Below are 20,740 nucleotides of genomic sequence, written 5' to 3' on the forward strand. Positions count from 1 at the left end.
GTCAGCCTTCGTGCATCAGGAAGAGGGTCGAAAGAGGCGGCAGGGTGAGCGACAGGGCCTGCGGCTGCCCATGGGCAGCCATGTCGCCGGTGTGAGCCCCGCCCTGGTTGCCCTGGCCGGACCCGCCGTAGTGGGAAGCGTCGGTGTTCAGCCGCTCGGCCCAGCGGCCGGCGCGCGGAACGCCAATGCGGTAATCGTGCCGGGTGACCGGCGTGAAGTTCGACACCACCAGCACCTGCTGCTGACCGTCCGTGCGGATGAAGGCGACGACGCTGTTGTCCTGGTCGTCCAGGATCGTCCACGCGAATCCCGACGGATCCGCATCCCGCGCGTGCAGGGCGGGCGTGTCGCGGTACAGCCGGTTCAGGTCGGCCACCAGGCGCTGAATACCCAGGTGCCCGGCGTTGTCCAGCAGGTTCCAGTTCAGCGTGGCGTCGTGGTTCCATTCGGTGGGCTGGGCCAATTCGCCGCCCATGAACAGCAGCTTCTTGCCGGGGTGCGCCCACATGAAGCCGTAGTACGCGCGCAGATTGGCCAGCCGGGTCTGCGTGTCGCCCGGCATCTTGCCCAGCAGCGACCCCTTGCCATGCACCACTTCGTCGTGAGACAGCGGCAGGATGAAGCGCTCGCTGAAGGCGTACACCATGCCGAAGGTGATGTCGTGGTGGTGGTGGCGGCGATGGATGGGATCCTGCGACAGATAGCGCAGCGTGTCGTGCATCCAGCCCATGTTCCATTTGTAGTGAAACCCCAGGCCGCCCTCGGACACGGGCGCCGTCACGCCGGGCCAGGCGGTCGATTCCTCGGCAACCATGATCGCGTCGGGCACCTCGGCGCGCACCGTGTTGTTCAACTCCTGCAGAAATTGCACGGCCTCCAGATTCTCGCGGCCGCCATAGCGGTTGGGAATCCATTCGCCGGGCTGACGGCTGTAGTCGCGGTAGAGCATCGACGCCACGGCGTCCACGCGCAGCCCGTCGATATGAAAGCGCCGCAGCCAGTGGATGGCGCTGGCGATCATGAAGGCCTTCACTTCGTTGCGGCCCAGGTTGTAGACCATGGTGTGCCAGTCGGGGTGGTAGCCCTCGCGCGGGTCCTCGTATTCATAGAGCGAGGTGCCGTCGAAGGCGGCCAGCCCGTGCGCATCGTCCGGGAAGTGCGCGGGCACCCAATCCAGGAGGACGCCGATGCCCGCAGCGTGGCAGCGGTCGATGAAGCGCGCGAAGGCCTCGGGCGGGCCGTAGCGCGCGGTGGGCGCGAACATGCCCAGCGGTTGATAGCCCCACGAGCCGCCGAACGGATGCTCCATGATCGGCATCAGCTCCAGATGCGTGAATCCCATCGCGCGGGCATAGCTGGGCAGCTTGTCGGCCATCTGGTCCCAGCCGCAGACTCCCGAATCGCAGCCTGCCCAGGACCCGGCGTGGACCTCGTAGATGGACACGGGCGCATCGGGCGACTGGCGCGCGCCGCGCCCCTGCATCCAGTCGTCATCGGTCCAGGTGTAGGGCGCGGGATCGTCCACGATCGAGGCCGTGGCCGGCGCCATCTCGCTGCGCCGCGCCATCGGATCGGCCTTCATGAACTGATTGCCGTTGCGGTCGGTGATGGCGAACTTGTAGCGCTCGCCGGGGCGCACGCCCGGGATGAAGATCTCCCAGACGCCGGCCGCATGGCGCATCCGCATGCCGTGCCGGCGCGCGTCCCAGCCGTTGAAGTCGCCCGCGACCGCAACCCGCCGGGCGTTGGGCGCCCAGACCGCGCAGCGCAGGCCGCTCACACCGTCGACCTCGACCAGGTGCGCGCCCAGCGCCTCACCGGCCTCGTGCCAGGCGCCTTGAGCCAGCCGTTGCAGCGTGTTGTCGTCGAGCAGCGCGCCGAAGGCGTAGGGATCGGCGGTGGTCTGCTCGGCCGCCGGCCATTGGATCGCCAGGCGGTACGAGGCCCCGTCGCCGGCCTGCGCATACGGCACGCGGCCAATGAACAGGCCCTGCGCCTGTTCCGTCAGGGACGTCCGGCCGCCGTCCGGGTCCAGCGCCGCCACTGCCGACGCACCGGGCACGAAGACGCGCAGCCATCCGTCGTGCGGCCCCAGTACGCCGAACGGATTGTCATGAAGCCCATGGGCCAGCGCGGTCAGTTCCTGCGGATCGATATGACCCTCCGCCACATCGGCGGAGGGGAAAGAGGCGTGGGCTCCGCTCATGGCGTTTTTCCTTCGGCGTCGATGGCGGCGGAAAGCAGGACGCTGCGCGCCAGTTCCGTCAGGGCGCACAGCGGAATCGAGATCCAGTCTGGACGGTGGGCGGCTTCGTAGCTGACTTCGTACGCGGCCTTTTCAAGCTGCGCCAGGGTGAGCAGCGTGTTCTCCCGGTCCGCGCCGCCGGCCAGGTCGCCGCCGCGCGCGCCGCGGTAACCCTGCAGGAAGGCGTCGCACGCCTGCTGCCGGAAGCGCGACAACAGGGCGTCGCGCTGTTCGGCGGGTGCGACGGTCGGGGCCTGCACCTCGTCCGCGCCCGCGTTGGCGTCCAGATGCGCGCCGCCGATGAGATCGGTGCGGGCGATGGACGCGGCGGCATAGTCAAACGAGCGCAGCATCCCCGCCACGTCCTTGTAGGGGGACGACAGCGCGCGCCGCGCCTTCAGGCTGCTGATCGGTTCGCCCTCGAAGTCGATCAGGTAGGCGTCGGTCTGCGCGACCAGCACCTGGCCCAGGTGGAAGTCGCCGTGGATGCGCAGCCAGGGCGACCCGGCTTCGGCCTTCGCCATGGCGGACACCCGTTCGGCCAAGCGCGCATGATGCTCGAAGAACCATTCGGCGCAGGCGCGCGACGGCTCTTCCAGCTTGTCCAGTGCGGCCCGCAGGTTTTTCTCGGCGCGGTCGAGCAGCGCGCGCACCTGCTCGGCCCTCGCGTCGGCGTCGGATTCGCTGGCCGGACGCGACTGGAAGCCGGCGTCATCGGTCGGCGCCGCCAGCACCGTGTGCATCTGGCCCAGGCGCTCGCCGATGGTCGCGGCCATGACCGCGTAGCCTTGCAGCGTTTCCTCGTATTCCTCCGGCGACGTCCCCACCAGCAGCGCATTGGCCAGCGTGCGCTTCAGGAAGTCCAGCGTCCAGCTCCAGGCATCGCCCTCATTTGGCACGTACCCGTGCGCCACCGCCAGCGTGTGCACGACCCCATCGGCGTCCACGCGCTGCACTTCACCCAGCAGGGGCGGAATGTTGCCGTAGCCGGCGCGGGTCAGGTAGCGCGTCATTTCCGATTCCGGAGACAGGCCGGGCTGCACACTGCGGATGATTTTCAGGATCACCGCGTTGCCGACGATGACCGAGCTGTTGGACTGTTCGCCCGACAGCCAATGCATGTCCACGTCGCCGTCGAAGTCCATCTCCTTCAGGCCCGACTCCGGCAGGAAGCGGATGACGCCCGGCTTATCGCCCGGCTTGCCGCCGCTGCGGCCGTCCAGTTCGGCGCCGGCCTGCATGGCCTTGAGCGTGCTGCGCACGAACCCCGGCTGCAGGAAGGCGTCGGCCAGGATGCCGACCTCTGCGCCGCGGCGCACGCGCGCAATGGCGTACTGGATCACCGCGGTTTCGTCCCAGACCAGCACGAAGGGCGCCTGCGCCCGGATGCCCTTTACGCCGTCCTCCGGCTCGATCTCGGCCCAGTAGTATTCGCCGTCCGCCGATGCGAACGGGGTGGCGTAGGCCAGCCGCGCGCGAGAGGGCGGCTCCGAACCCGGGTACCAGCGCTGGCGCGCCAGATACTGCGGCAGGATCTCGCGTTCCAGCGTGGCACGCGAGGCGTCGGTCAACGCCGCGCCGCCGCGCGCCTTGAGCACCAGCGTGATCAGTTCGGGCATCTGTTCGGGCGCCGTCGCATGCCATCCGGGCGGCGCGGCATCCTGGCTCAGGTCCATCCAGTAAAAGGCATAGGGCGGCAGCGTCAGCAGATACGGCAGTTCGCCGATCGCGGGGAAGGGCGTGCCGCCCAGCATTTCAACCGGCACCCGGCCATTGAACTCCTGCATATGCAGCTCGACGGGCTGCGCTGCGTTCGACAGGTTGGCCACGCACAGGATCGTGGTGTCTTCCCAATGCCGCAGATAGGCCAGGATCTTGCGGTTGCCGGCAAAGATGAAGCGCAGCGTGCCGCGCCCGAAGGCATGGCTTTGCCCGCGCTGGGCCAGCAGGCGCCGCGTCCAGTTCAGCAGCGAATGCGGGTCGCGCTGCTGCGCCTCGACGTTGACGGCCTCATAGCCGTACAGGGGGCCCATCAGCACCGGCAGCGGCAGACGCTCCGGGTCGGCGCGTGAAAAGCCGCCGTTGCGGTCGGGCGACCATTGCATCGGCGTGCGTACGCCGTCCCGGTCGCCCAAGTGCACGTTGTCGCCCATGCCCAGCTCGTCGCCGTAATACAGAACGGGCGTGCCCGGCATCGACAGCAGCAGGCTGTTCATCAGCTCGACGCGGCGGCGGTCCCGTTCCAGCAGCGGCGCCAGCCGGCGGCGGATGCCCAGGTTGATGCGGGCGCGCGGCTCGGCGGCGTAGACGTTCCACAGGTAATCGCGTTCGCGGCTCGTCACCATTTCAAGCGTCAGCTCGTCGTGGTTGCGCAGGAAGATGGCCCACTGGCAGGTGGGCGGAATGTCCGGCGTCTGACGGATGATGTCGGTGATCGGGAAGCGGTCTTCCTGCGCGATCGCCATGTACATCCGCGGCATCAGCGGAAAGTGGAAGGACATGTGGCACTCGTCGCCCGCGCCGAAATACTCCTGCGCGTCCTCGGGCCACTGGTTCGCTTCGGCCAGCAGCAGGCGGCCCGGGTACTCGGCCTCGATCACCGCCCGGATCTGCTTGAGCACGTCGTGTGTTTCGGGCAGGTTCTCGTTGTTGGTGCCTTCGCGCTCGACCAGGTAGGGCACGGCGTCCAGCCGCAGGCCATCCACGCCCATGTCCAGCCAATAGCGCATGACGGACAGGACTTCCTTGAGCACCTGCGGATTGTCGTAGTTCAGGTCGGGCTGGTGCGAGTAGAAGCGGTGCCAGAAATAAGCGTTAGCCACCGGGTCCCAGGTCCAGTTCGACTTTTCGGTATCGCAGAAAATGATGCGCGTGCCGGCGTAGGCTTTGTCGTTGTCGGACCACACATAGAAATTGCGCGCCGCCGAGCCGGGCTTGGCCGCGCGAGCCCGCTGAAACCAGGGGTGCTGGTCCGACGTGTGGTTGACCACCAGCTCGGTGATGATGCGCAGGCCGCGGGCGTGTGCGGCCCGGATCAGCTTGCGTACGTCGGCAATGGTGCCGTAGTCCGAATGCACGCCGCGGTAGTCGGCGATGTCGTAGCCGTCGTCGCGGCGGGGCGATGGGTAGAAGGGCAGCAGCCAGATGGTGTTGACGCCCAGGCTGGCGATGTAGTCCAGCTTGGAAATCAGGCCTGGCAGGTCGCCGACGCCGTCGCCGTTCGAGTCAAAGAAGGATTTGACATGCAACTGGTAGATGACGGCGTCCTTGTACCAGAGGGGATCGTCCTGAATGGTTTGGGATTTACTCATCATGGCGTTGGGCGCGGGCTTCATCCATGCAGCGAAAGCCGCCACACGCGATAAGGTTGGTCGGGGGTCAGCGTCAGATTGCGGTGCTTCTCGTGCCAGGTCTCGCGGGTTTCAGTCAGCAGGTCTTCGGCGGACAACTGGCCGGCATCGGCCTCGCCAAACAGCCAGAACGGCGCCTCGACCCGCGTTTGCTGCGCCTGGAACGGATCCAGGCTGATGACAGCCAGCACCACGTTGCCGTGGCCCGGCGTGGACTTGTAGAACGCCAGCACGCGGTTGTTGCTGCTGGTGGTCAGGGTCAGCCCGCGATGCGTCTGCAACGCGGGGTTGGCGCGGCGGATTTGGTTCAGCCGTGTGATCTCGGCGCGGATGTTGCCAGGCGCGTGCCAGTCGCGCTGGCGCAGTTCGTACTTCTCGGAGTCCAGATACTCTTCCTTGCCCGGCAGCGGCGCGCCTTCGCAAAGCTCGAAACCGCTATAGAGGCCCCACAGTCCCGAACCCAGCGCCGCCAGCGCCGAGCGGATTAGGAATCCGGGGCGGCCCGACGTCTGCAGGAAGAACGGGTTGATGTCCGGGGTGTTCACGAAGAAATGCGGCCGGAAGAAGTCCGCGGCGGGCGGCGACGAGATCTCCTGCAGATAGGCCTCCAGTTCGGCCCGCTCGTTGCGCCACGTGAAGTAGGTGTACGACTGCGTGAAGCCGATCTTTGCCAGGCGGTACATCATCTTCGGCCGCGTGAAGGCCTCGGACAAGAAGATGACATCCGGGTGCTTGGCATGGACCTCGCAGATCAGCCATTGCCAGAACGGCAGCGGTTTGGTGTGGGGGTTGTCGACGCGAAAGATGCGCACGCCATGGCTTACCCAGAACAGCACCACGTCGCGCAGCGCGCGCCACAGGCCCAGCTTGCGGCTGCGGCGGTTCTGGCCGCCGTAGAAGGACACGTTGACGATGTCCTCATACTTCTTGGGCGGATTCTCGGCGTAGCGCATCGAGCCGTCTGGCCGCCACGAAAACCAGTCCGGATGCTGGGCCAGCCACGGGTGGTCGGGCGAGCATTGGATGGCAAAGTCCAGCGCGATCTCCATGCCGTGCTGCGCGGCGGCGTCCACCAGGTTCAGGAAGTCCGTCAGCGTGCCGAGCGCGGGCTCGATCGCGTCGTGCCCGCCGCTCTGCGCGCCGATGGCGTAGGGGCTGCCCACGTCGCCGGGCTCGGCGCGCAGGCTGTTGTTGCGGCCCTTGCGGTTGCGCTGCCCGATCGGGTGGATGGGCGGCATGTACAGCACGTCGAAGCCCATCTCGCGCACGTCGGGCAGCCGGGCGATCACGTCGTCGAAGGTGCCGTGGCGCCCCGGTTCGGCGGCCTGCGACCGCGGGAACAGTTCGTACCAGCTTGAATGGCAGGCCTGGACGCGATCCACCCAAACCGGGTAGGCGATGGCGGTGACGGCTTCAAAAGGGTGGTCGTCCAGGTGGTGCATGGCATGCGCCAACCCGGGATCAAGCAGCACGGCGACCTGCTCGGCCGTCGGCGGAACAGGGTGGGCCAGATCGGCGTCCGCGAAGGCGGCCAGCGCCTCGCGCACCGGTTCGGCATTGGCGCCGGCGCCCGATCCGGATTCGGCCCGAGCGAGGGCATCGCGCAACAGCGCCAGCCCCTCGTGGATCTCCAGGCTCAGGTCGCGGCCAGCCTGATGCTTGACCTCGATGTCGTGCGAAAACGTGTGCCACGCGTCGAACCACGCAGCGACGACATATTCATGCGCCCCTATGCGGCGGGGCCGGAAGGCGGCCTCCCAGCGGTCGTTCAGGCCGCGCGTCATGGGCACGGTGTGCCAGCGGGTCTCGTCCTTGGCGCGCCAGCGCACTTCGGCGGCCAGTTGATCGTGACCGTCCATGAAGATGTCCGCCTGCACGACGATGCGCGCGTGGGGAATGGTCTTGATCGGATAGTCGCCGCCATCGACGGCCGGGCTGATGTTCTCCAGCGCGACGCGCTGGCTGGCCAGATCGTCGGCACGGGTGCGGTGATGCCGCACGGCGTCGCGCACCGGCTGCGTGGGCTGGAACATCAACATCGCGCACTCGCCGCCCGCGAGGTTGCTGGCCTGCGCGTGCAGCCCCGTGGGCGGCGTGAAGGGGACGAGGTCCGCCGGCGGCAGCATCGGCGCCAGCGCATCCCAATCCATCGCCGCATCCTGCGTGGCCGAGGGGTTGATCGCGAGCGCTAGCTTTGCGCCGTCGCCGGCGTCGCGCAGCAGTGCCGTGCAACTGCCATCGCGTCCGCCCAGCAGACACAGCGGTCCCTTCAGCCGCGGTCCCGCGAACCACGCGTTCACCGTTTCCACGTCGGGCAGGCGGCGTTCGTCCTCATCCGTGAGCATCAGGCCATCGCCGGTGACGGCCGCGCTCCAGATGGCGCGCCTGCCGTCTTCCGACGGCCGCTGCGCGCCGGACTGCGGGGGGGCCGCGATGACGTCGCCGATGGCGCGCAGCCGCGCATCCTCTTCGGCCAGCCACGAGGACTTGAAGTCCCACCACGGCAGCGACGAGAATGCCGCGTCGAACGCCGCATCCCGCAGGCCCGCCAGGTGGGCGGGCGACAGGCCGGGCGTCCAGGCCAGCAGCCGCACGTCGGGGTTTTGGGCGCGCAGTGCGCCGCCCAGCTCGCGCCACGCGTCAGCGGGCAAGCGGTGGGGCGCCTGGAAGACAAATCCCTTGACACCGCTTCGGGCCCAGTCCAGGAGGCGTTCGGTCCACGCCGTCAAAAATCCCGGCGGCAGGGGGCCTTCAGGCAGATGCAGCACGCCGCGCTCTTCCTGCGTCAGCCGCGGGTCGCGCGCGGGCTCTTCATGCAGCGACCGGTACCAGCCCGGCTCGGCAGTCGCGGCCACCGCATTGCGGGCGCTGCGGTCCAGAATCACGTCCACGAACAGCGCCAGGCCGTGCGCCGACAACTGCGCCGTGGCCTGCGTGTACCACTGGGTGATCGGCGTTTCCTCGCCGTTCCACACCGCCGTATCCGCATCCTGCGCGGCGAGCGATCCCGGCTGCGGGCCCGTCAACCAGGGGGCAGGCACCAGCACGGCATTGAAGCCGCGTTGCGCAAGCCGTTTGCTCAGGGCCTCGATGGCGGAATCCCCGTCCGGCAGGCCGTTACGGGCGTGGTACAGGCGTACTGGGGCGCGGGACGGCGCAGGGACGGTGGAATGGGGCACCGGTATGGCTCCTTAAATGGCGGCCGGCATGGCGCCACCTGTGCGCTGCGGGCGGCGGTTGACGGCGGAGGCGCTGGCTGGCTGCAAGGCAGGGGCGGGCGCCGCATCGCGGTAGTCGGGTTCCACCAGCGAGCGGTACAGGCTCGCGTACAGGCTGACTGCAGCGCGCCAGCCGAAGTCGGTGTTCATCGCGTTGCGCTGCATCAACCGCCACAGAATGCCGTGGGCACGCAGGTCGATTGCGCGCTCGATGGCGGCGCTCATGGCGTGCGGCGTGTCGCCTTCAAAGAGCAGGCCGGTGGCCGACGACATGGCCGACAGCGGCGCGCGCGGACCGGGGTCCTGGATGGTGTCGGCCATGCCGCCGACACGCGAGCCGATCGGCAGCGTGCCGTAGCGCATGGCATACAGCGGCGTCAGGCCGAAGGGCTCGAAACGGCTGGCATGCAGCAATATGTCGGAGCCCGCGTGCAGGCGATGGGCGATGCCCTCGTCGTAGCCAATGTGGGTGCCGCAGCGCCCGGGGTAGCGGCGCGCGATGTCCTGCAGCGCTGCTTCAAGCCGGTGGTCGCCCTGGCCAAGGATCGCGATCTGCAAGCTGGGGTGGCGGTCCAGCGCCTCGGGCAGCGCGTGCACCGCGACGTCCGCCATCTTCTGCTCGGTCAGGCGGTTGCCCATGCCCATCACCGTCGCGGCCGGATCCGGCCGCAGGCCGAACTCCCGCTGCAACGCCGCCTTGCAGTGGATCTTGTTGGTCAGATCACGGACGGAATAGCGGTGGCTACGCAGGTAAGGGTCACGCGCAGGGTTCCACAGCACGTCGTCGATGCCGTTCGGAATCGGCAGCAGGTCGTCCGCGCGGCTACGCAGCAGCCCGTCCAGGCCGCAGCCGAACGCGGGCGTCATGATTTCGCGGGCGTACGTATGGCTGACCGTGGTGACGCGATCGGCGAACCGGATGCCGGCTTTCAGGAAATTGAGCTGGCCCCAGGCCTGCGCGCCATCGTCGTTGCGGGCCCAATTCGGCACCCCGAATTCGTCGGCGTTGGCCATCGGGAACAGGCCCTGGAACGCCAGGTTGTGGATGGTCATCACGCTTTTGACGTCGGGCAGGTCCGCGGCGCGCAGCAGCAGCGGCACCAATCCGGCGTGCCAGTCGTGCGCGTGCACCAGCGTGGGGCGCATTACGCCCGGCAGGCCGGCCGCCACGCGCACCGCGGCGTGCGCCAGCGCCGCATAGCGCAGTCCGTTATCGGGATGTTCATTGCCATTCTCGTCGGCATAGAGACCGCCGCGGTCATACAGGGCATCGTTTTCCAGGATCAGATAGTCGATGCCGGATTGCGGGCATTTGCCTTCCAGCAGCACGGCCGGGCCACCCGGCAGGTCATGCAGCGTGGCAACCTCGCGAACGCGGTTCAATTTGGCCTTTACGCCCCGATACGCAGGAAGCAACACGCTCAGGGGCATTCGCGCCTCGATCAGCGCGCGGGCCATCCCAGTGATGGCATCTCCCAGGCCGCCCGTTTTGGCCAGAGGGAAAGCTTCTCCCGCCACGATCAGGGTTCTCGTCTTTGGCATGCTTGCTCCAGTTGATAGGCCGGTCGAGACAATTGCGACTCGATTGCGATTCCGCCGAGGCCCGAGGCCCTTCCTTACGCAAGCGCTGTGCCCAAACGACAGTCCGTCAAAAAAATTGCGCAATGCAGCAGAAATACCCGTCATCCAAATGAAGGAACGGCGTGGCTCGCGAGGGCGGCGGTATGGGCGCTTTGTAATTTTTATCTGCGCACGCCCCCCAAAATCCCATCCATGCCGGGAACGGCGGTTGCTGAACGCAGTCGCTTTCAACGACGACCGCCGGGAGAAATGTATGGAAACAGTGTCGGACTTCGTGTTGAAGCGGCTGTCGCAGTGGGGCGTGCGCAAGGTGTACGGTTACCCGGGCGACGGCATCAACGGGCTCATCGGCGCATTCGGCCGCACCGAGGAACCGCTGGAGTTCATACAAGCCCGGCACGAGGAAAGCGCGGCGTTCATGGCTTGCGCGCACGCCAAATTCACCGGACAGGTTGGGGTGTGCCTGGCGACGTCGGGTCCCGGCGCGATTCACCTGCTGAATGGCCTGTACGACGCCAAGCTCGATCACCAGCCGGTGGTGGCGCTGGTGGGCCAGCAGGCGCGCAGCGCGCTGGGCGGCGATTACCAGCAGGAGGTCGACCTGATCAGCCTGTTCAAGGACGTGGCGCACGATTACGTGCAGATGGCGACGACGGCCGAGCAGGCGCGCCACATGGTGGACCGCGCGATGCGCATTGCCTTAGAGCGCCGCAGCGTCACCTGCGTCATCTTTCCGAACGATGTGCAGGACCTGCCGGCCGTACCGGTGCCGCCGCGCGAGCACGGCACGGTGCACACCGGCATTGGCGTTACATCGCATGCCGCGGTGCCGGGCCCGGACGCGCTGCGCAACGCGGCGGATATCCTGAACCGCGGCGAGAAAGTGGCGATGCTTGTGGGCGCGGGCGCGCTGCAGGCGGGCGAACAGGTCAGCCAGGTCGCCGAACTGCTGGGCGCGGGCGTGGCCAAGGCGCTGCTGGGCAAGGCCGTGCTGCCGGACAGCCTGCCCTACGTGACGGGCGCCATTGGCCTTTTAGGCACGCAGCCAAGCTGGGAAATGATGAACGAGTGCGACACGCTATTGATGGTGGGCACGTCGTTTCCGTATGCGGAGTTCCTGCCGCAGGAAGGCCAGGCGCGCGCGGTGCAGATCGACCGCGACGGGCGCAAGCTCAGCCTGCGCTATCCCGTGGAAATCGGATTGGTGGGCGACAGCCGGCTGACGCTGGAGGCGCTGATTCCGCTGCTGGAGCCCAAGAAGGCGCGCCGCTGGCGTGACCGGATCGAAAAGCAGGTCTCGGCCTGGCGCGATACCGTGCATGCGCGCGCCATGGTCGACGCCAAGCCGATCAATCCCCAGCGGCCATTCCTGGAATTGTCCAAGCGGCTGCCGCCGCAGACCATCCTGGCGTGCGATTCGGGTTCGTCCGCGAACTGGTACGCGCGCAATGTCGATATTCAGGCGGGCATGATGGGATCGGTGTCGGGCGGGCTGGCCACGATGGGTTGTGGCGTGCCTTACGCCATTGCGGCCAAGGAGGCTTATCCCGACAGGCCGGTCATCGCGCTGGTGGGCGACGGCGCCATGCAGATGCTGGGCATCAACGAGCTCATCACGATCGCCCATCGCTGGAAGGACTGGCGCAATCCCACGCTGGTGGTCATGGTGCTGAACAACGGCGACCTGAACCTGGTGACGTGGGAGCAGCGGGTGATGGGCGGCGATCCGCGTTTTGCGGATTCGCAGTGGCTGCCCAAGTTCTCGTACGCCGAATATGGCCGGATGCTGGGCCTGGAGGGCATCCGGGTCGACAGCCCCGACGATGTCGGTCCGGCCTGGGACCGCGCGTTGGCGGCGGGCCGCCCGGTGGTGCTGGAGATGGTGACCGATCCCGAGATGCCGCCGTTGCCCCCGCACATTCCCGCCAAGCAGATCGGCGCGTACTTCAAGGCGTTGCGCCAGGAAGATGCCGCGTCGGGCGGCGCCGCGCTGCGCGCCACGATCAAACAGTGGTGGGCTGGCTGACGCGCCGGCCCGATCGATCTTCTCACTTCAGGAGGCCCATCATGGCAACAACCGGAGGGACGAGTTCCCAAGAGCCCGGGCAGGGCGGTCAGCAAACGCCCGACCAATCGCCCGCCGAACAACCCAAGCCGGACGTCCCCGAAAAGGGCAAGGACGAAAAGGGCCATTGGCCGCCGGACAGCATTCCCAATCCCATGCCGGGCGTGGACCCGCAACAGACGCCGGGCATCGACCATCTGTGATGGTCATGCAAGGCATGCGGTCTGCGGGCCGCGCTCCGCGTGCGCCGTGCCGCGGGGGGAGCGACCCGCAGTTTTTCAAGGAGAACACATGAACAAGCGAGATAGGCTGCGCGATATGTTTCACACGTCGGACACGTCTTCGCACACGATGCGTGACCTGATTTCGGGCACCGAGGATCTGCTGCGAAGCACAGCCAGCTATAGCGGCTCGGAAATCGAATCCGCGCGCGACAAGCTCAAGCTTCGGCTGGACGCCGCGCGCGACCAGGCCCGTGGCTGGGAACGCGCCGCCTGGGACCGGGCGCGCGAGGTGTCGCACGCCACGGACGACTACGTGCATGAAAACGCCTGGAAGAGCATCGCAGGCGCGGTGCTGGTGGGCGTGCTGGCCGGCATCTGCATGATGTCGGATCACGGCAAGCGGCGATAACGCCCGCCGGGCGGGTCTCCCGCGGCCGGGGCCGGCTCTGCAGCGCGCAGGGCCGGCCCCGGCATTTTTGTGGGAACGTGATGTAAGAAATGCCGTTGGCTCGGACGTGATGCGCGGCGTCAAGGGCATGGAGGCCCTGGCACACGGCTTGCGTGCAACGCGGGCGGCGTGGCGAGCCTTTTGCCACGCGGGACGTTTCATTAAAGGAGAGACACCATGAACCAACCATTGACCGGTGCCGGCCATACGCAAAGCGAAACCAAGATCGTGGGCGGTCCGAAGAGCGATCCAAGCGGCCCCGGACCTGAAATCATGGCGGCCAGCACGCTGGAAGGCAACGACGTGTACAACCCCGCCGGCGAATCCCTCGGCAGCATCCAGGAGATCATGGTGGACGTTCCGCGCGGTTGCATCGCATATGCCGTGCTGTCGCGCGGCGGCATCCTTGGCATTGGCGACAAGCTGTACGCCATTCCGTGGAGCGCGCTGACGTTGGATACCGACCGCAAGTGCTTCGTGCTGAATGTGGACAAGGACGTGCTCAAGAACGCGGAGGGGTTCGACAAGGACAATTGGCCCAGCATGGCGGACGAGACCTGGGCGCGCGGCATCCATCAGTACTACAACCAACCTCCTTACTGGTAAGCCGGACAGCGAGGACGGCATGCTTCGCGAAGGCAGACTGATCGCGGTTTCTCCCTGCTTCAACGACGCCGTCGTCAGTTGTGCGGGCCTGCTCGCGGCGCGTCCGGACAGCACCGTGCTGACGGTGTACTCCGGCTTGCCGCTGGCGCCCGAAGCCGGCAGCGCAGCGGATCGCTGCAGCGGATTCAAAAACGGGCGCCAGGCCGTTCTTGACCGTCGCGCGCGCAACGAACGTGCCTTATCGCTGTTGGGCGTGCGAGGCGTGCAGATGGATCTGCTGCACGACGCCTACCTGGAAAGCGGCGAGGAGGGACGTCTGACGGGCGCGTTGGCCTCGGCACTGTCCGCCCTGCGGCCACGGGTCGTCTTGCTGCCGCTTGGCCTGCACAGCGCGGCGCACGTGCGCGTGTCCGAGGCGGGCCTGACGCTGCGCGCGCTGTTCCAGCGCGTTGAATGGATCGCTTACGAAGAGGTTGCGGACGCCGAGCCGGGGGCCGTCCAGGAACGCCTGGCGGATTTGCTGGGCCGTCGGATTCTGGCATCGCCGCTGGACGTTGGCACGGAGGTTGACGTTTTCGCCGCCCGGCAGCGCGCATTGGCCGCGCGGGGCAGCCTGGCGCTTGACCCGCCCGATGCCGCGCCGGGGAAGGCCCCGGGAACGGCGCCGGGCGCGTTGGCATCCCGTCCCGAACGTTATTGGCGCCTGTCGTGGCGGCGCGAGAAGGGATGAGGCTCAGAACCGGTTGAGGGGTCCAGCCGTCGCAAACCGCCTCATCCTTTTCGAGCATTGATGAACGATTGCGCATCCCGGACGATGCTCTGGTTGCGCCGGCCGCCGCGCCTCGCTATGGTGCAAGGTGTGCGGCGCTTTTCGCGCCGCTGTCCTATACAACTTCGGAAACCACAATGAGTTCGAACGCAGCCGACGCGCGTGGCCGGTCACGCTGGGGCACCGCCCTGGCGATATTGCTGTTGATCGGCGCAGTGCTCGCGGTGCTGGCGCTGGCCGCCACCCGCGTGGCCGAGCAGCGCATCGCCAGCATTCTGGGCCCGCGCAGCCAAGTCGGCAACGTGCAGGTCGGCCTGCGGCAGGTGGTGCTGACCGACGTCACCGTGCCGGGCGCCTCCGGTCAGCCCGGCGCGCGTGCCCGGCGCGTTGAACTTGAACCCGAGTGGACCGCCTTCCTGCGCCGCGAGGCCGTGTTCAAGCGGATCGTCGTCGAAGGCTTCGATTTCGCCGTGGTGCGCAGCCCCGATGGCGACATGCAGATCTCCCCCGCGCTGCAAGCGGCGCTGCGCGCGGGCGACGGCGATGGCAAGACGCGGCGCAACGGTCCTATCCGCGTGGCCGAGCTGATCCTGCGCGATGGCCGCCTGGACTATCTGGACGGCGCGGTGTCCAAACCGCCGCATCGCATTCCGTTCACGGACGTGCAGGCGCATCTGCAGCCCGTCGTGATTCCGGGCGACGGCACCACCAGCGACATGGAATTCTCCGGCAAGGTCGAGGACAACCGCAACGGCGAGGCCACCGTGCGGGCAAAGGGCAAGCTGGTGGTGGGCGGCACGGACGCCGACATCACGGTGGCGGCGCGCAACATGGACATCCGCCATGCGGCGCCTTATCTGGCCGATAACGGCGCCGGCTCGCTGTCCGGCGGATCCATGGACCTGGACATGAAGACGGCCATCGCGCGCCACGAGCTCAAGGCGTCCGGCACCGTCGCGTTGCATAACCTGAAGTTCAGCGGCGACGGCAGCCTGTTTTCGTTGCCGCGCAAGGCGGTGCTGGCGGCCATGAAGGACAAGACCGGTGTTATCCGATTTGAATTCGCGCTGGCCGGCAGCCTGGACAATCCAAAGTTCTCGGTCACGCGCGGCTTTTCGGCGCAGGTGGCGCGCGGGTTCGGACACGCCATCGGGGTGGGGGCAGAAGGCGCCGCCGAGGGCGTCGCGGGCGCCGTCAAGGAACTGGGCGATGCGCTGTCGGACATGTTGAGCCCAAAGCCCTGAACCCCGCGTCGCCGCGGGCGCCGTCCCGTTTACGGCACCGGCCGCGGCCGTCCCACCCGTGCGCCCATGACCATCTCCGTCACCCAGTTCACCAGGATCGACGTGTACGCCTGCTGCGAGGCCTTGTCGGTCAAGGCGTGGTCCGCGCCGTCCAGGATGCGGTGGGTCAGCGAATGCGACCGCCGGAAGGCCGACCGGTAATTCATGATCGTGGAATGCGGGATATAGACGTCGTGCTCGGCTTCCACGATCAGCACGTCGCCGGTGAAGTTGGCGCAGCACGACAGCGCGCGGTTGCTTTCGGGCTCGATGCGGGTGTTGCGGTAGGCGCGCAGGGTCTCTCGGTTGAGCTGGTTCTTGGGCAGCATCCATTCGTCGTCGCGGTACAGCGCGGGCACGTGCAGGGCCAGCCAGCGCACTCGGCGCAGCCCGCTCAGGATGGCGGCCAGATAGCCGCCGTAGCTGCTGCCCACCACGGCCACCGAGCCGCTGTCCAGCGACGGATGCGCCGCCAGGCGGTCGTAGGCCGCCATCACGTCGCGCAAATTGTCGTCGCGCGAAACCTGCATCTGCTGGGCTTGCGTGGCGGCGTGGCCGCGCAGGTCGAACGTCAGGCAGACGCAGCCCAGCGCCGCGATGCCCTTGGCGCGGGCCAGGTCGAATTTCTGGTCGCCGCCCCAGCCGTGAATGAACAGAACGCCCGGCACCTTGCTTTCGGGCGTGAGAAAGGTGCCGGCCAACTGCTGGTCCGCCACCGCGATGTCGATTGGGTCGCTAAAGGCGGCCATTGTCGTCCTCCAGGATGCCCCCCGATTTGGTGATCATACCGACGGCGGAATCTTCGCCGCGATACACGTATTGCTCCGACGTGGGCGCCGGTTCGTCCGCGCCGTAGCGCTCGCGCGTAAAGGCGGACACCGTCTTTAGCGACGGGGACAGCATGAACGCCTGCAATGCGGACAGCTCCGCGATGCTCGCGCCGCCGGCGCGCCATGACTGTTCCAGCACGCCCGCGCGGGGCTCGCCCCGGGCATTCTGGCCGATGCCGACGTCGTAATTGCGCCGCGACGCAAAGAAGTCAGGATACGCCGTGGATACGGCCGTGTCGTAGCGGCAGCTCAGGTCCACCGCCTGCCGTTCTTCGTCCGACAGGTTCAACGCCCGCAGTTCGTCGAAACCGCCGCGCGCGAAGGTCAGCGTCGAGCCCCCGTACACCGGCTCGCCGCTGTTGTCGCGGGTGAGGGCCTGCGTGCCCACGTACGACGCTTCCAGCTTGCCCACGCGGATCCAGCCCACGCTGTAGGTGGCGATCTGCGCCAGGTCTTCTTCCAGCACCAAGCCCAGGCGGCGCATCGTGGCGGCGTCCTGACCGTTCAGCGCGGCGCGCAGCTCCTGTGCGTTGCGCACGACGACCTGGCCGCGCCCGGCGTTGGCATCGGCGGGTTTGAGCCGCAGTGCGCCCGTCTGAAGCAACCGCTCGCCCGCGCGGTGGGCATCGTCAAGCGTAAAAGCGGTGTACCCGCGCAGCACGACCTCCTCCAGATCGCCCGCCAGCGACCTTACCCAGCCCTGCGGCGCTCTGGCTTGGGCATCGACCACGCCGTGGGTGACGGATTTGGTGGCCACAAAGGCGTGCGGCGTCACCCCGCCGAACAGGTCGGCCGCGCGTGCGATGCCCAGCTTTGCCGCGCGCGCCAGGCTGGTGATGCTGCGGTCGGGAACGTAGTAAGGCGGTGGCTCGCCGCGATTCCGGGTCGGCCGGAAGTCCGGGACGAAGCGCCTTCCCAGCAAGGCCGCGATCCGCAAGGCCAGCGCCTCCTGCGAGGCGATTTCATGTTCGGAGGCGCCAGCGCGCCGGGGGTAGGCGGCGACGGCGTCAGATGCGTCGGGTTGGGATCGATCCATGGCGGGCCTCATAGCAGTCGCCGAGCGTGGCTGGGGGGAGCGGCCTCTCCCTTGCGTTTGCGCATGCCCAGCTTCAGCTCGATCAGGGGATAGGCCACCAGCGCCAGGCACAATGGCGCCAGCGCATACACGGCGCGGTAAGCGAGCGCCGCGCCAAGCACTTCGGTGGGCGGAATCTGCGATCCCAGCGCGGCCACGAAGATCGCCTCGGTCGTGCCCAGGCCTCCCGGGACGCGGGTGATCACAGACGCGAAGCTCGTGCACAACAGGATGCCGAGCACGGCGGGGTAGCTTGCCTTGCCCTGCAGCAGCACAAAGCAGATCGCGCCCATCAGCGACCACGACAGCGCGGCCACAGCACACTGGGCGACCGCCATGCGGGCGTGCGGCAACGCGATGTGGTGTCCCATCCATGTGACGCTGCGGCGACGGGCGCGTGCGCACGTCACCACGTAGGCGATGCCCGCCGCCAGCAGCCCTAGGCCCAGCAGGCGCAACATGCCGGATCCGATTTCCCAACCCGCCGGCACCGGCACCGCGCCCAATGCGAAGACGATGCCCGCCAGCCACGCGTACCCGATCCAGTTCGACGCGGCGGCAAATAGTGCGACGCGCGTCGCCACGGACTTGCGGCAACCCAGCCGCGTGTACAACCGCAGGCGGGCGCCCAGGCCGCCCACCAGAACGCCCAGGTTCAGATTCAGCGCGTAGCTCAGCATGGCCACGCCCAGCGCTTTCGGCGCGGGCAAGTGATGGCGCGTGTACTTTTTGCCGAGCAGGTCCAGGCTGCCATAGGCAAGATAGCCGGCCACCACCAGCGCGGCCGCGATGGCGATGTTCTGGCCCGGAATCTTGCGCATCGCCACCCACACCTGCGGCCAGTCCACGGACCGGCCGAAGTAATAGAGCAGGCCCGCCACGACGATCAGCACGAGCACGGGCAGGACACGCTTGATCCGGGGCCAGCGGCGCCGCAGCGCCCGCATGGGAGACGAGTGCAGGATCTTCATGCCGTCTCCCTGCCGGTGTCCGCCGTCATGGATTGCAGACGCGGCTTGTGGGCCGGCAGGCTGCCGGCCCAAGCGGGAAAGCGCCGCAGAAAGTGGAATACCACCACGCCCAGCCACAGGCGGCGCAGCCGGCGCCGCGAGTTCTTGGCCATCTCGACCGGGCGGCAGTCCTCTGCGATCAGCCGGTCCAGGCTCTTGCGCAGGGCCGCATTCAGCGATGCGTCGCGCACCACCACATTGGCCTCCAGGTTGAGCGCAAGGCTCAGGGGGTCCAGATTGCTGGAGCCGATCGTCGACCAGTCGTCATCCACGCACGCCACCTTGCCGTGCAGCGGCTGCTTGCAGTACTCGTGGATCTCGACGCCCGAGTCGATCAGGTAGTCGTAGAGCATCGACGCGGCCAGCCGGGCGACCAGCACGTCGGGCTCGCCCTGCAGCAGCAGCCGCACGCGTACACCGCGGCGGGCCGCCTTCACCAGATCGCGCAGCAGGTGGTAGCCGGGAAAGAAATACGCGTTGGCGATCAGCACGTCCGAGCGCGCCGACCGCACGCCCGCGCGGTAGTAGCGCTCGATGTCGCTGCGATGGCTGACGTTGTCGCGCACCACCAGTCGGCCGCCGCCGTCGCCGGCGGGCAGGGGATCCATGCGCGCGGGACGGCGCCGCAGCCGCCGCTTGCCGTTGCCCAGCGCGGCGCGCGCGTAGTCGGCAAGGTCGGCCGCCAGCGGGCCCTCGACGAGAACGGCGTAATCCTGTTTCGCTTCCGGGCCGTAATCGGGCAGGTGGTCCGCGGAAAAGTTGATGCCGCCAATGAAGGAGCGCTGGCGGTCGATGGCCACGATCTTGCGGTGCATGCGCCGGAACACGTTCGTGCGCACACCCAGAAAGCGCGGGCGCGGATCGAAGACGTGAAAGCGCACGCCGGCCTCGGTCATGGCGCCGATGAAGGCCTCGCTCAGCTCGTCGGAGCCGTAGCCGTCGACCAGCAGGTCGACGCTGACGCCACGCCGCGCCGCGCGGATGAGAGCCTGCTGGATCTCCTGGCCCACGGCATCGTCGAACAGGATGAAGGTTTCGACCAGCACTTCGCTGGCCGCCGCGTCGATGGCCTCGACAACGGCGGGAAAGTACTCCGTGCCGTTTTCCAGCAGGGTATATCGGTTGTTTTCGCGCCAGCCCAGGTTCATAGCGCAATCTCCGCACAAATTGGCACATGATCGGAAAGGCGCGACCACACGCGCGACGCCAGCGGCACGGGCTGCCAGTCGCGCACGCTGCGCACATAGATGCGGTCCAGCCGCAGCAGCGGCCAGCGCGCGGGAAACGTCCGCGCGGGCCGGCCCAGTCGCGAGGTGAACACCTCGGATGTCCCGCAATCGCGCATCAGGGCGTCGGCGCGCAACCGCCAGTCGTTGAAGTCGCCGGCGATCAGCAGCGGCTCGTCGGCCGGCACGTCATGCGACACCAGCTTGCACAGACGGCGCAGTTGCTCGCCGCGATGGCGTTCCAGCAGGCCCAGATGCACGCAGATCGCATGCACGGGCGAGGCGAGCGCAGGGGGCCGCAGCACGCAGTGCAGCAGACCGCGTCCCTCGTGGCCGTCCACGCTTACGTCATGGTTGTGGTGACTTTCGATCGGGTAGCGCGACAGGATGGCATTGCCATGGTGGCCTTCAGGATAGACGGCGTTCTGCCCGTAGGCAAAGTCCGTCCAAAGCGTGTCGGCCAGAAATTCGTATTGCGATTGCGCCGGCCAGGAATCGTGGCGCCCGGCATGCGTCTGGTGTTCGCCCAGGACTTCCTGAAGAAACACCACGTCCGGCGATGCGGTGCGCAGCGCCTCACGCAGGTCGTGCAGCATGAAGCGGCGGTTGAAACTGGTAAAGCCCTTATGGGTATTGACCGTCAGCACCGTCAGCGTCGTGGTGTCGAGGGAATGCGAAGCGGGCATGAAAACTCCGGCAGATGCGATCCGGCGGAAGGAGCAAGCGGCGTGCCCGCGCGGTAACGAAACGTTTGGGAGCACGTCATTTTTTGCGGGAGGCGGGGCAGGGGACGCATGAGCAAATGAGAAA

15 protein-coding genes are annotated in these 20,740 nt (G+C 67.6%); 6 read left to right on the plus strand and 9 right to left on the minus strand.

Going from position 1 to position 20,740, the window contains the following annotated elements:
• Position 1 precedes the first annotated feature (1 nt).
• The 4 genes from glgB to glgA are packed head-to-tail and all read right to left on the minus strand — an operon-like array spanning position 2 to position 10,355.
• The gene (gene glgB / locus ASD71_RS06240; RefSeq protein WP_056561207.1) at positions 2–2,206 is read right to left on the minus strand and encodes a 1,4-alpha-glucan branching protein GlgB; all 2,205 of its coding nucleotides are present in this window, start codon (positions 2,204–2,206) and stop codon (positions 2–4) included.
• Positions 2,203–5,580, minus strand: a complete 3,378-nt coding sequence (treS, locus tag ASD71_RS06245; protein WP_369818940.1) for a maltose alpha-D-glucosyltransferase — start codon at positions 5,578–5,580, stop codon at positions 2,203–2,205. Before treS ends, glgB begins: the two co-directional genes overlap by 4 nt.
• Positions 5,577–8,780, minus strand: a complete 3,204-nt coding sequence (locus ASD71_RS06250) for an alpha-1,4-glucan--maltose-1-phosphate maltosyltransferase (protein ID WP_369818959.1) — start codon at positions 8,778–8,780, stop codon at positions 5,577–5,579. The genes treS and ASD71_RS06250 overlap by 4 nt, the downstream gene beginning before the upstream one ends.
• A gap of 6 nt (positions 8,781–8,786) precedes the next feature.
• Positions 8,787–10,355, minus strand: a complete 1,569-nt coding sequence (gene glgA / locus ASD71_RS06255) for a glycogen synthase GlgA (RefSeq protein WP_056561211.1) — start codon at positions 10,353–10,355, stop codon at positions 8,787–8,789.
• Positions 10,356–10,647: 292 nt separating this feature from the next.
• On the opposite strand from glgA, the gene ASD71_RS06260 reads away from it, so the two are divergent.
• The 6 genes from ASD71_RS06260 (at position 10,648) to ASD71_RS06285 (ending at position 15,750) form a co-directional block, all read left to right on the plus strand.
• Positions 10,648–12,420 carry a thiamine pyrophosphate-requiring protein gene (locus tag ASD71_RS06260; RefSeq protein WP_056561213.1) on the plus strand — a complete coding sequence of 591 codons (1,773 nt, stop codon included), beginning with the start codon at positions 10,648–10,650 and terminating at the stop codon, positions 12,418–12,420.
• Positions 12,421–12,461: 41 nt separating this feature from the next.
• Positions 12,462–12,662, plus strand: a complete 201-nt coding sequence (locus tag ASD71_RS06265; protein ID WP_056561215.1) for a hypothetical protein — start codon at positions 12,462–12,464, stop codon at positions 12,660–12,662.
• An 88-nt stretch (positions 12,663–12,750) separates the two neighbouring features.
• Positions 12,751–13,092, plus strand: coding sequence for a YqjD family protein (locus tag ASD71_RS06270; protein WP_056561217.1), 342 nt, complete (start codon positions 12,751–12,753; stop codon positions 13,090–13,092).
• A gap of 216 nt (positions 13,093–13,308) precedes the next feature.
• On the plus strand, positions 13,309–13,737 hold the full coding sequence (locus tag ASD71_RS06275; protein ID WP_056561219.1) for a PRC-barrel domain-containing protein: 429 nt from the start codon (positions 13,309–13,311) through the stop codon (positions 13,735–13,737).
• A gap of 19 nt (positions 13,738–13,756) precedes the next feature.
• Positions 13,757–14,467, plus strand: a complete 711-nt coding sequence (locus ASD71_RS06280; protein WP_056561221.1) for a hypothetical protein — start codon at positions 13,757–13,759, stop codon at positions 14,465–14,467.
• A gap of 176 nt (positions 14,468–14,643) precedes the next feature.
• A complete protein-coding gene (locus ASD71_RS06285) occupies positions 14,644–15,750 on the plus strand; it encodes a DUF748 domain-containing protein (RefSeq protein WP_056561223.1) in 1,107 nt (368 codons plus the stop codon).
• Between the two features lie 29 nt (positions 15,751–15,779).
• On the opposite strand, the gene ASD71_RS06290 is transcribed toward ASD71_RS06285, so the two are convergent.
• The 5 genes from ASD71_RS06290 to ASD71_RS06310 are packed head-to-tail and all read right to left on the minus strand — an operon-like array spanning position 15,780 to position 20,616.
• Entirely contained in the window at positions 15,780–16,538 is a 759-nt protein-coding gene (locus tag ASD71_RS06290; protein WP_056561225.1) for a S9 family peptidase, read from the minus strand.
• Positions 16,525–17,655 (minus strand): DUF3182 family protein, encoded by a 1,131-nt coding sequence (locus ASD71_RS06295; RefSeq protein ID WP_056561227.1) that lies wholly within the window; start codon positions 17,653–17,655, stop codon positions 16,525–16,527. The genes ASD71_RS06290 and ASD71_RS06295 overlap by 14 nt, the downstream gene beginning before the upstream one ends.
• 8 nt (positions 17,656–17,663) lie before the next feature.
• The gene (locus tag ASD71_RS06300) at positions 17,664–18,665 is read right to left on the minus strand and encodes a lysylphosphatidylglycerol synthase domain-containing protein (RefSeq protein ID WP_056561229.1); all 1,002 of its coding nucleotides are present in this window, start codon (positions 18,663–18,665) and stop codon (positions 17,664–17,666) included.
• A complete protein-coding gene (gene clsB / locus ASD71_RS06305; RefSeq protein WP_056561231.1) occupies positions 18,662–19,852 on the minus strand; it encodes a cardiolipin synthase ClsB in 1,191 nt (396 codons plus the stop codon). Before clsB ends, ASD71_RS06300 begins: the two co-directional genes overlap by 4 nt.
• Positions 19,849–20,616 carry an endonuclease/exonuclease/phosphatase family protein gene (locus ASD71_RS06310; RefSeq protein ID WP_056561233.1) on the minus strand — a complete coding sequence of 256 codons (768 nt, stop codon included), beginning with the start codon at positions 20,614–20,616 and terminating at the stop codon, positions 19,849–19,851. Before ASD71_RS06310 ends, clsB begins: the two co-directional genes overlap by 4 nt.
• Between the last annotated feature and the right edge of the window lie 124 nt (positions 20,617–20,740).

This window comes from Achromobacter sp. Root565 (genome assembly GCF_001427425.1).
GTDB classification, from domain to species: Bacteria; Pseudomonadota; Gammaproteobacteria; order Burkholderiales; family Burkholderiaceae_B; genus Achromobacter; species Achromobacter spanius_D.

Excerpts from the sequence above, each read along its gene's own strand:
- glgB (WP_056561207.1), bottom strand. The coding sequence starts at position 2,206 with ATGAGCGGAGCCCACGCCTCTTTCCCCTCCGCCGATGTGGCGGAGGGT.
- treS (WP_369818940.1), bottom strand. The coding sequence starts at position 5,580 with ATGAAGCCCGCGCCCAACGCCATGATGAGTAAATCCCAAACCATTCAG.
- glgA (WP_056561211.1), bottom strand. The coding sequence starts at position 10,355 with ATGCCAAAGACGAGAACCCTGATCGTGGCGGGAGAAGCTTTCCCTCTG.
- ASD71_RS06260 (WP_056561213.1), top strand. The coding sequence starts at position 10,648 with ATGGAAACAGTGTCGGACTTCGTGTTGAAGCGGCTGTCGCAGTGGGGC.
- ASD71_RS06265 (WP_056561215.1), top strand. The coding sequence starts at position 12,462 with ATGGCAACAACCGGAGGGACGAGTTCCCAAGAGCCCGGGCAGGGCGGT.
- ASD71_RS06270 (WP_056561217.1), top strand. The coding sequence starts at position 12,751 with ATGAACAAGCGAGATAGGCTGCGCGATATGTTTCACACGTCGGACACG.
- ASD71_RS06275 (WP_056561219.1), top strand. The coding sequence starts at position 13,309 with ATGAACCAACCATTGACCGGTGCCGGCCATACGCAAAGCGAAACCAAG.
- ASD71_RS06280 (WP_056561221.1), top strand. The coding sequence starts at position 13,757 with ATGCTTCGCGAAGGCAGACTGATCGCGGTTTCTCCCTGCTTCAACGAC.
- ASD71_RS06285 (WP_056561223.1), top strand. The coding sequence starts at position 14,644 with ATGAGTTCGAACGCAGCCGACGCGCGTGGCCGGTCACGCTGGGGCACC.
- ASD71_RS06290 (WP_056561225.1), bottom strand. The coding sequence starts at position 16,538 with ATGGCCGCCTTTAGCGACCCAATCGACATCGCGGTGGCGGACCAGCAG.
- ASD71_RS06295 (WP_056561227.1), bottom strand. The coding sequence starts at position 17,655 with ATGGATCGATCCCAACCCGACGCATCTGACGCCGTCGCCGCCTACCCC.
- ASD71_RS06300 (WP_056561229.1), bottom strand. The coding sequence starts at position 18,665 with ATGAAGATCCTGCACTCGTCTCCCATGCGGGCGCTGCGGCGCCGCTGG.
- clsB (WP_056561231.1), bottom strand. The coding sequence starts at position 19,852 with ATGAACCTGGGCTGGCGCGAAAACAACCGATATACCCTGCTGGAAAAC.
- ASD71_RS06310 (WP_056561233.1), bottom strand. The coding sequence starts at position 20,616 with ATGCCCGCTTCGCATTCCCTCGACACCACGACGCTGACGGTGCTGACG.